Annotated in this window: 6 protein-coding genes and 1 pseudogene; 4 read left to right on the forward strand and 3 right to left on the reverse strand. The window is 74.5% G+C overall.

All coding sequences use genetic code 11. The annotated features are described in order from the left end of the window. The 3 genes and pseudogenes from ACWEQL_RS37670 to ACWEQL_RS37680 form a co-directional block, all read left to right on the forward strand. A pseudogene (locus ACWEQL_RS37670) lies at nt 1-1,113 on the forward strand (hypothetical protein); the annotation flags it as partial. 219 nt (nt 1,114-1,332) lie between these two features. After that, nucleotides 1,333-1,941: a hypothetical protein gene (locus tag ACWEQL_RS37675; RefSeq protein WP_452155305.1), complete on the forward strand. Its 609-nt coding sequence runs from the start codon at nt 1,333-1,335 to the stop codon at nt 1,939-1,941. A gap of 532 nt (nt 1,942-2,473) precedes the next feature. After that, a complete protein-coding gene (locus tag ACWEQL_RS37680) occupies nt 2,474-3,253 on the forward strand; it encodes an SGNH/GDSL hydrolase family protein (RefSeq protein WP_452155307.1) in 780 nt (259 codons plus the stop codon). 144 nt (nt 3,254-3,397) lie between these two features. Here the strand turns inward: ACWEQL_RS37680 and ACWEQL_RS37685 are convergent, their stop codons facing one another. The 3 genes from ACWEQL_RS37685 to ACWEQL_RS37695 form a co-directional block, all read right to left on the reverse strand. After that, the gene (locus tag ACWEQL_RS37685; protein ID WP_452155309.1) at nt 3,398-4,327 is read right to left on the reverse strand and encodes a nitroreductase/quinone reductase family protein; all 930 of its coding nucleotides are present in this window, start codon (nt 4,325-4,327) and stop codon (nt 3,398-3,400) included. A 368-nt stretch (nt 4,328-4,695) separates the two neighbouring features. After that, a complete protein-coding gene (locus tag ACWEQL_RS37690; protein WP_452155311.1) occupies nt 4,696-5,820 on the reverse strand; it encodes a polysaccharide deacetylase family protein in 1,125 nt (374 codons plus the stop codon). Nucleotides 5,821-6,032: 212 nt separating this feature from the next. Beyond that, nucleotides 6,033-7,862, reverse strand: coding sequence for an AMP-dependent synthetase/ligase (locus tag ACWEQL_RS37695; RefSeq protein ID WP_452155313.1), 1,830 nt, complete (start codon nt 7,860-7,862; stop codon nt 6,033-6,035). Between the two features lie 548 nt (nt 7,863-8,410). On the opposite strand from ACWEQL_RS37695, the gene ACWEQL_RS37700 reads away from it, so the two are divergent. Then, a partial coding sequence (locus ACWEQL_RS37700) for a sensor histidine kinase (RefSeq protein WP_452155315.1) occupies nt 8,411-10,367 on the forward strand: 1,957 nt, incomplete at its 3' end.

Genomic DNA, 10,367 nt, shown 5'->3' on the forward strand with positions numbered 1-10,367 from the left:
GGGTCCGGCCCGCCCGGCGGGGCACGCGGTCCGGCCGCCGCGGGCGGCCCCGCCCGTACGGACCGCTCCGACGGGGCCGGGCCGCGAGCGCGGCGGCGGGCGCGGCCCCGGGGCGGGCCGCCGCCGCAGCCGGTGGCCCTGGCGCTGGTCGCCGACGCGGCCGCGCACCTGCGCCTGGAGCGGTACGGGCTGCTCGGCGGCGCCGGGTACCGTGCCTACCTGAGGCGGACGGAGACCCGGCTCGCGGCGATGCGCGGGCTCGGCATCGAGATCCACCTCAGGGTGCTCGAACCGGCCGACTACGAGGACTACTGCGAGGCCCTCGGCCTGGACCCGGGCAGCGCGGCCGCCCGGGTCGCGTACGCCGCCGACCCCGAGCTGGCCGGGGAGCCGTTCGTCTACGCGGGGGAGCGGCTGACCGAGCTGCTCCCGGTGCTGGCCGACGACCACCGCGCCCGGGTGCGGATGTCGATCGGCTGCGCGGCGCTGCTGGACGCACTCGGGGACGGCCCCGAGGTGCCCGCGCGGATCGCGGAGCTGATGCGGTACGTGGCCGGTGTCCACCTGGCGCTGGCCGAGGGCGCCGGGCCCGGCCGGCACCTGCTGACGCTGCGCTGCCACGGGCCGGAGCACGGCGAGCGGCTGGGTGCGGTGGCGGGCCTGACCGTCGGGGCCGGGGGTGAGGTCCTCGCGGACGGGCGGGACACCGAGGCGTTCTGCGTCACCCTGGCGGCCGGTGTCGCGGCGCGCGGTGAGGGGGCGCTGCTGCTGTACGGCGACGCCGGCGGCCGTGGCGACCCGGGCCTGTCGTCGGGCCCGCCGCCGGACCTGGCATCGGCCGGGGCGCCGGGAGGCCCGCCGGACGGCTCGTCGGAGGTGGTGCCGGGGCCGCCGCCCGGTCGGCCGGTCCGCGGCTGGGCGTTGGAGGCCGGGCGACTGCGGCCGATGGCGCTCCGCGAGGTGGCGCGGGCGCTGGCGGCCGACACCGGGTGCGGGGTGCCCGTGCCGCCGGACGCGGCGGCGCTCCCGGGCTTCCCGCTCCCGGGTCACCCGCCGGCCGGCTCCCCCTCCGACGACCGGGGCGGCCCGGACGGGGGGACGCCCCTGGGCTGAGCGACCGACGCGGGTGACGGCAGGGGTGCCGGGCGTCCGCCATGCGGCCGTGGGGACTGTTCATCGACCGCCTGTTCGGGGAAGATTTCGGGGAAGATCAACAGAGGAGCGCGCGGTGCCCCACCCCGAGCGCTCCCACCGCTCCGCCCTGAACCGTGCACCGCAGGCCCACCCCGCGCTCCACCGGTCCGGCGAGCCCGACACCGAGAGGGGGGACGCGTGAGCCGGATCGAGTACAGCGCGGAGATCGCCGAACTGCTCGGCCGGGTGCGCCGGCGTCCCGTCGCGGGCTGGCCCTGGCGGCCGGACGAGCAGGTGCCCGCGGGCCTGCCGGTCAAGCAGTCGTGGGGCTGGCTGTTCGCCCCCGACGGCCGGGTGCTGACCCTGGTCAACCCCCGGGACGGCATCGTCTCGCTGCCCGGCGGCTCCCTGGAGCCAGAGGACGAGGGCGACCCCGGCTCGGCCCTGGCCCGGGAGGCCGCCGAGGAGGCGCAGGCGCTGATCGGCACGCCGTACTACCTCGGTTACCTCTACGACCGGGTCGGCTCCGCCAACGGCGGGCACGAGTGCGCCCGGGTCCGGATGGCCGCCGCGCTGCGGGCGGTCGGCCCCAGCGTGCCCGACCCGGCCTCGGGCCGGCACTACCGGCGGCTGCTGGTCTCGCCCGGCCTGGTCGTCGAACTGCTCGGCTGGGGCGCGCCCGGCCTGCGCCAGGCCCGGGCGGCGGTCGCCGCCGCCGTCCGGCGGCTCGGCGTGCCCGCGGTCGCCAACGAGGCGATCGAGGAGCTCCCGGTCGAGGGCTGCACGGTCTTCCCCGGCGTCCGGTGACGCGAGGCCACATCCGGTGGCCCGAGCCCGCACCCGGTAGCCCGAGGTGGCGGCTGGTGGCCCGAGCCCGCACCCGATAGCCCGAGCCCGCACTCGGTGACGCGAGGTCACCTGCGGCAGTGCGGGCCGCGTCCGGCGGCACCGGGCCGAGCTCAGTGGTGCGCGGCCGCGCCCGGGCGCGGAGCCGTGCCGGGTGGTGCGCCGCCCCGCCGCGTCCGGTGATGCCGCGCCCGCGCGGTGCCGGTCGAACGCGCGGTGACCGGTGGGCCCGCTCCGGGCGGGGCAACCGTCCGCCCCCGCACCCGCCGACCGTGGCCGGATCTGGACAGGCCGGTTCCGCCGCCGGCCCCGCCGGCCTGCCCTGCCGTTGACCTGCGTCAACACCCTTGATGCGAGGTGCAGTTCACCGACAGGTTGTCAGACGGACCGTCAATATCCTTGGCATGACCACTTCCCGGGGTGGCTACTCCCTGGTATCACCTTTGTGACCCAAGTCACCAGTGGAGGTGTCGTGCTACGTCCAGCCCGTGCCATGTCCGTCGCCGTCATGGCGGTCCTACTGACTCTCACCACGCTGTTCACCGCGTCCAGCGCGAGCGCCGCAGGCGTCAACTACGTCGCCCTCGGGGACTCGTACTCCTCCGGCCTCGGCGCCGGCAGCTACCTCGGCGACAGCGGTAGCTGCAAGCGGAGCACCAACGCGTACCCGTACCTCTGGAAGAACACGCACACGGTGTCCTCCTTCTCGTTCGTGGCCTGTTCCGGGGCGAGAACCGGGGACGTCCAGAACAACCAGCTGTCGGCGCTGAACTCCGCCACCACGCTGGTCAGCATCAGCGTCGGCGGCAATGACGCGGGCTTCTCCAGCACCATGCAGACCTGCGTGCTGGACGGCGAGGAAGAGTGCCTCGCCGCCGTGGCCGCCGGGAAGAACTACGCCACCACCACCCTGCCCGGCAAGCTCGACGCGCTGTACGCGGCCATCCACGCCAAGGCGCCCAACGCCCGCGTGGTGGTCATGGGTTACCCGCACCTGTACAAGGTCGGCGGCAGCTGCATCTTCGGCATCGGCGACACCAAGCGCGCGGCCATCAACAGCGCGTCCGACGTGCTCAACGACGTCCTCGCCAAGCGCGCCGCCAACGCCGGCTTCGCCTTCGGTGACGTCCGGAGCATCTTCACCAACCACGAGATCTGCGGCAGCTCCACCACCTGGCTGAACAGCACCACGTTCCCCATCGAGGAGAGCTACCACCCCAAGGCGAGCGGCCAGTCCGGCGGCTACCTGCCGGTCTTCACCGCCCAGGCCTGACCCGTACACCGCTTGACCCGTACACCGCCTGATCGACGCACCACCTGATCGACGCACCACCCGATCCACGCACCGCGAGCGGTGACGGTGCTCCGCCGGTTCCGGCCGGCGGAGCACCGCCCGTTCACCTCGCCGCCGACGGGATCAGCGCGCCGGCGGGAACGGGATCCCCGCCAGCGCGGGCAGCAGGGACTCCTCCTCATGGGCCAGATGGGCCTCCAGCTCCGCCGACATCCGGGCGAGCTCGGCACGGAAGCGCTCCGGATCGCCCTGCGCGAGCCGGTCCAGCAGCTCCGTCAGCTCGCCGCGGATCCGGGCCACCGTCCGGTGCTCCTCGGCCAGCCGCTCCAGCGTCCCCCGCAGCTCCGGGTGGCTGCGCGCCAATGCCGGGAACACGGCCGCGTCCTCCCCGGTGTGATGAACGGTCAGCGTCTCGCAGAACGCCAGGCAGTGCTGCCGCAGCCGCAGCCCGAGCTCAGGCGCCCCGGCCCGAGCGCCGCCCGCCGACCCACCGAGACCCCCACCGAGGCCCCCGGTGTGGCCCCCGGCGAAGTAGGCGTCCGCCTCCTCCCGTACGTGCCGCAGCTGCGCCCGTAGCCAGGTGTGCACCTGCAGGAGCTTGTCGGCGAGGCTGCGCACCTCGGCCGGTTCGGCGTCACCGGTGTGCTCCAGGACCACCACGGGCAGCACCCGTTCGGTGAGCGCCTGGTAGTCGCCGTACCCGGGTTCGGCGCGGACCACCGTCGCGAAGAGCCGCTCCCGGAGCGCGCCTTCGGCGGGTACGGCGACGGCCTCGAACTCCTCGTCGCCGAGTTCCACCCCGACCAGCGGGTGGGCGAGCAGGTTGAAGTACCAGGCCGGGTGCGAAGGCGCCCCGGCGGCGGAGCCGATGACGAGCAGCCGGCCGTCGGGGTCGCGGACGTAGCCGAGCGGCACGGTGTGCGGCCGCCCGGACCGGGCGCCCGTGGTGGTGAGCAGCAGCAGGTCGCCGCCCTCGAAGGGGCCGCCGACCCGGCCGCCGTTGGCGCGGAATTCCGCGATGACGCCGTCGTTGAAAGAGTGATGGTTGGGCATCTGCTGGTGGGTTCTCCCGTGGGAAGGGGGGAGCCCGCAGCCGGGGAGGGCAGCGCCGTGCACGCGTACGCACGGCGGCCGGGCGGCCGCGGGCGCGTACGTGGATCAGAGAAGGGGAGCGGAGTGCGAACTCATGACGCGTCGTCCCTCGGTGAAAGGTGCTGGCCCGATCGCCGGCCGGCCCAGTTCTCTTTGGCCGGCGTCACGCTGCACGCGGCTCATTAGAACCATGATCCCCGCGCCCTGTCAACGCCCACCGGATCCCGGCGGACCGACCGCGCGCGGCGTGATCAAACGGAAATGCGGACGGACGGGGTGCCCGGGACCCGGACCGCGGGTCCGGCGGGACACCCCGTCCGCCGGGTGCGTCAGCGCAGGTGGTCGGCCAGGCCGGCCGGCTTGAGCCCGGCGGCCTCGGCGGCCGCGAGGGCGCGCTGGAGGTCGGTCGCCAGGGTGTCGGTCCAGTGCAGCAGGATCACGTCACCGGCGGCCAGCGGGCCGGGGTGCCAGACGTTGGAGGCGCCCCAGCTGAAGTCGGCGTTGGCGGTCAGTACGGTGCGCATGCCGCAGTTGGCCGCGGCCTGGAGGGTGTCGGCGTTCCAGGCGAAGTACGGCGGGCGGAAGACCGTCGGCGCGGTGCCGAAGAGCCGGGTCAGGGCGTCCCGGGCGTCGCAGATCTCGACCTGCTGCTCGGCGAGGCCGAGCTTGCTGAGATCGGCGTGCGAGACGCTGTGGTTCTGGACGGAGGAGCCGGGGACGGCGGTGGCCCGCTTGAAGAAGCCGGGGTCGAAGCCGGCCGGCATCGGCAGCGGGAAGGCGGTGACCGGCACCTTGGCGGAGGCGATGACCTGCTCGGCCTCGGGGGTGCGCTGCCAGCCGTCGTCGACGGTGATGAAGACGACCTTGTCCTGGGTGGGCACGCTGGAGAGGGCGGTGGCCGGGGCGGGCGCGGGGCCGTCCACCACGACGTCGTCCACCGAGAAGGCGCCCTGGCCGTACCAGCCGTGGACGTAGAGCCGGACGGAGGAGGCGTTCGGGCCGGTGGTGAACCGGGTGGTGAGGCGCTGCCAGCCGTCGCCGGTGGTCTCGGTCCAGGCGGGGGCCACGTCGTGGCCGGTGCCGGTGGCGCCGAGGAAGACGAAGGCGCCCTTGACCCAGGCCGAGGCGGTGTAGGTGGTGTCGGGCCGTACGGACACGGTCTGGGCGCACTCGCCGGTGGACTCGCCGCTCGCGGGGGTCACGGCGAGCGCGGCGGAGCCGGTGCGGGCGGCGGTGGTGACCTTGCCCTCGGCGGGGCCGCCGGTGCACTGCCAGCCGGGGACGGAGCCCCAGTCGGCCAGCGAGGAGGCGGGGATCTCGAAGCCGGGGTTGGTGGCCAGGTTGACGCCGGCGGCCGACGCCGCCTCCCCGGAGGCCGAGGCGGGCGCGGCGAGTCCGAACAGCGCGAGCGAGGTGCACGCGACGAGGGCGGACAGGCGTGAGGAAACGGACAAGTGACGACTCCTGCGTGGGGGCGCACCCGTGGGGCGGGCGCGTGTGAACGGTGGGGGCGCTCCCCGAGGGGCGGGAGCCGTCGGCGTGCCGCACTCAGACCGAGGCAAAACAATGGACTGGACCAAACGGTCCGTCAAGAGCCGTGCCGGTGAACGGATCCCCGCCCGGCCCGGCCCCCCGGGCAAGGCCCGGGAAGGCCCGCGTCAGGGCTTCACGGCGCGTACAGCTCCTCGATGTCCTGCCAGTGGTACTCCGTGATCGCCTGCCGCCGCAGCTTCAGCGAGGGTGTCATCAGGCCCTGCTCCAGGCCGAACTCCCGCGGCAGCAGCCGGAAGGCGCGGATCGACTCGGCGCGGGAGACGGAGGCGTTCGCGGCGGCCACCGCCCGCTGGATCTCGGCGTGCAGCTCCTCGTCGGCCAGCACCGCCCACTCGTCCAGCTGCTCGCGGCCGTGCGACTTGAGCCAGTGGGCCAGGGCCGCCGGGTCGAGGGTGATCAGCGCGGCCACGTACGGACGGTCGTCGCCGACCACCAGGCACTGGGAGACCAGCGGGTGGGCCTGCACCCGCTCCTCCAGGGCGCCGGGGGCGAGGGTCTTGCCGTTGCTGGTGACGATCAGGTCCTTCTTGCGGCCGGTGATGGTGAGGTAGCCGTCCTCGTCCAGCTCGCCGAGGTCGCCGGTGCCGAACCAGCCGTCGTACAGCGACTCGGCGGTGCACCGGGGGTGGTTGAGGTAGCCGGTGAAGACGTTGGGGCCGCGCACCCACACCTCGCCGTCCTCGGCGATCGCCACGGTGCAGCCGGGCAGCGGGCGGCCGACGGTGCCGTACTTGGTGCGGCCGGGCGGGTTGGCGGTGACCGCCGCGGAGGTCTCGGTCAGCCCGTAGCCCTCGTACAGGTTGAGGCCGGCGCCGGCGAAGAAGAGGCCCAGTTCGCGGCTGAGGGTGGAGCCGCCGCACAGCACCGTGCGGACCTGGCCGCCGAACACCGACCGCAGCCGCTGGTAGACCGTGCGCTCGTACGCGGCGTGGCGCAGCCGCAGTTTGGGGCCCGGGCCGGGGCCGTGGCCGAGTGCCTTGCGCTCCCGGGCGGTGGCCCAGTCGACGGCCACCTGCCGGGCCTGCTCGAAGAGTTCGGCGCGGCCGGCCTCCTCGGCGGCGCGCCGGGCCCGGTGGAAGATCTTCTCGAAGACGTACGGGACGGCGTGCAGGAAGGTCGCGCGGTAGGAGGCCAGCGCGGGGAGTAACGCCTCGGTGGAGACCTCGGGGAGGTGGCCGATGCGCAGCCCGCCGCGGATCGCGGCGATCTGCACGGCGCGCCCGTAGATGTGGGCCAGCGGGAGGAAGAGCAGGGTGGCCGGCTGGGCGCCGCCGGTCTCGCGGATCACCTCGTCCCAGCCGCCGAGCAGGGCGTCGGCCTCGGCGGCGAGGTTGCCGTGGGTGATCAGACAGCCCTTGGGACGGCCGGTGGTGCCGGAGGTGTAGACGACGGTGGCGATGTTCTCGGCGGTGACGCCGAGGCGCTGGCGGTGGACCAGCGAGTCGGGCACGTCCAGGCCGTCCTCGGTGATCGCGGCGACGCAGTCGCGGTCGAGCTGCCAGATGCCGGTGAGCTCGGGCAGCGCGTCGCAGACCGCGCCGACCGTCATCGCGTGGTCCTCGTCCTCCACTACGCAGGCCACCGCCTGGGTCTCGGCGAGGATCCAGCGGACCTGGTCGGGTGCCGCGGTGGGGTAGACCGGGACGGGGATGGCGCCGACCGACCAGAGCGCGTAGTCGAACAGCGTCCACTCGTAGCGGGTCCGGGACATCAGCGCGACCCGGTCGCCGTAGCGGACGCCCCGGGTGAGCAGGCCCTTGGCGAGCGCCAGCACCTCGTCGCGGAAGGCCCGCGCGGTGATCTCCAGCCACCGCTCGGCGGGCTCGTCCCAGCGGGCCAACTGGACCAGGCCCGGCGAGCGTTCGGCGGCGTCGTACACGGAGTCGGCGAGCCCGCCGGAATCGGGCGCGGCGGGGAGTGCCGGGGTCGAGACCTCGCGCACGCCACCCCCCGATCCCGTTGCGACCCCGCCCGCCGTTCCGGCCGCCGTCCCGCGCGCTCCGGTTTCCGCCCGCTCTGTTCTGCGCGCTCTGTCCCGCGCCCCGTCCCGGCCGAGGGCCCGGCCGAGAGCCCGGCCGAGGGCCCGATCGGGGCCGGCCGGCGGGCCGGACAGGTGATGGCGAAACTATCGGATCGGACTGCCAGTGCCCAGGCTTGTGACCATGGCGCGACGAGATCGGCACCGACGCGTGCGCAAAGTGCCTGGCGACCGGACGATCGGTCCGGTCCGGGGGGTGGGTGAATACGGGACGTCCGGGATGATCCGGACACTGTGGCCGGGAGACCGCGACGAGGATGCATTCGACCCTCGAACGAGTGGTCAGGGCGTAGTAGGCTCTCGCAGACCTCCAGCCAGACCTGGCCGCCAGGACCTGACGTGGACCCCACCAGCCCCCGACGATCCAGCCGTCCCTCCAGCCGTCCCGCAGTTCCTTCGACCACCCCCGAGGCCCGGTAGCAGTACCCGGCCGAGGACTCACCGAGGACTCCATGCGTCTGCGCAGCAGCTCGATCCGCGCGAAGATCATCGCGCTGCTCATGGTGCCCATCGTCGCCCTCACCGCCCTCTGGGTGTACGCGACACTCGCCACCACCGGGGACGTCTGGACGCAGCTGGAGGTCACCAGCACGTACCAGGAGTTCGGCGCCCCGGTCGACCAGTACGCCTACTCGCTGCAGAACGAGCGCCGGGCCGCCGTCCAGCGCCTGGCCGACCCCGGCTCGCGGGCCGCCGCGGACGCCTTCGCCCGCGCCCAGGCGATGACCGACCGCGACCTCGGCCTGCTGCGCGACAAGAAGGAGAGCGGGGCCGGCAAGCTGGACGCCGCCCAGCGCGGGCGCTACCTGCAGATCCTCGCCGCCGCCGACCAGCTGGCACCGCTGCGCGGCCAGATCAACCGCTCGGCGCTGAACTGGGAGTTCGCCCTCGCCCAGTACAGCGACCTGGTCAAGCCCACCTTCGGCTTCCGTTCCGCCTTCGTGGCCCGCCAGAGCGGCCAACTCCCCCGCCAGGGCACCATCCTGATCGAGCTGACCCGCGCCCGCGAGTACCTCTCGCAGGAGGACGCGGCGATGGAGGGCATCCGCAACTCGACCACCCGGGTCACCTCCGAGCAGTACCAGGTCGCCCTGGACGCGCTGCACAACCAGCAGGCGCTGTTCACCGTCTACATCGCCGAGCTCGACCCGGTCGACCAGTCCGAGTACGTGAGCCTGCGCGGCGGCGAGGCCTGGGCGGCGCTCGCCCGCGCCGAGGCGGACTTCGTCGGCGCCGGCGGCCCCGACCGGGTCGCCCAGGCGATCAACGGCGACTCCTGGCGGGAGACCGCCGACCGGGCGCTGGGCGACCTGGCCGCGATCAACAACCGGCTCGCCCACGCGATCGGCGACCGCTCCCGCTCGTACGCGATCGGGCTGCTGTGGCGCGGCGGCATCGCCGGTGTCATCGGCCTGGTCGCCGTGGTGCTGTCGGTGGTCATCTCCTACCGGATCGGCCGGGGCCTGGCCCGCGAGCTGATCGGGCTGCGCAACGCCGCCAACGAGCTGGCCGGCACCCGCCTGCCCTCGGTGATGCTTCGGCTGCGCCGCGGCGAGGCCGTGGACGTGGCCACCGAGGCGCCTGAACTGGAGTTCGGCCCCGCCGAGGTCGGCCAGGTCGGCCGGGCCATCAACGCGGTCCAGCGGGCCGCCGTCGAGGCCGCCGTGGAACAGGCCGAGCTGCGCCGCGGGATCGCCGCGGTCTTCGTCAACCTGGCCCGGCGCAGCCAGGTGCTGCTGCACCGCCAGCTGACCCTGCTGGACACCATGGAGCGCCGCACCGAGGACCCGGCGGAGCTGGAGGACCTGTTCAAGGTCGACCACCTGACCACCCGCATGCGCCGCCACGCCGAGGGCCTGATCATCCTGGCCGGCGGCTCGCCCGGCCGCGCCTGGCGCAAGCCGGTGCGGATGGTCGACGTGGTGCGCGCGGCGGTCGGCGAGGTCGAGGACTACGCCCGGGTGACCGTCCGGCCGTTCCCCGGCACCGGCCTGCTGGGCAGCGCGGTCGCGGACGTCACCCACCTGGTCGCCGAGCTGGTCGAGAACGCCGCGGTGTTCTCCCCGCCGAACACCCAGGTCACCGTCCAGGGCGAGGTGGTCGCGCACGGCTTCGCGCTGGAGATCGACGACCGCGGCCTCGGGCTGGGCGAGCAGGCGCTCGCCGAGATCAACGAGCGCCTCACCGAGGAGCAGGAGTTCGACCTCGCCGACACCGACCGGCTGGGCCTGTTCGTGGTGAGCCGGCTGGCCCGGCGGCACGGCATCCGGGTGCACCTGCGGCCCTCCCCGTACGGGGGGACCACGGCCGTGGTGCTCATCCCGCGCGAACTGCTCGCCGAGGCCCCGGACCCGCTGGCCGAACCGGCCCCCCGGGCCACCGCGCCCGCCCCGGCGGCGGCCGCGCCTG

This window comes from Kitasatospora sp. NPDC004240, from assembly GCF_053603215.1.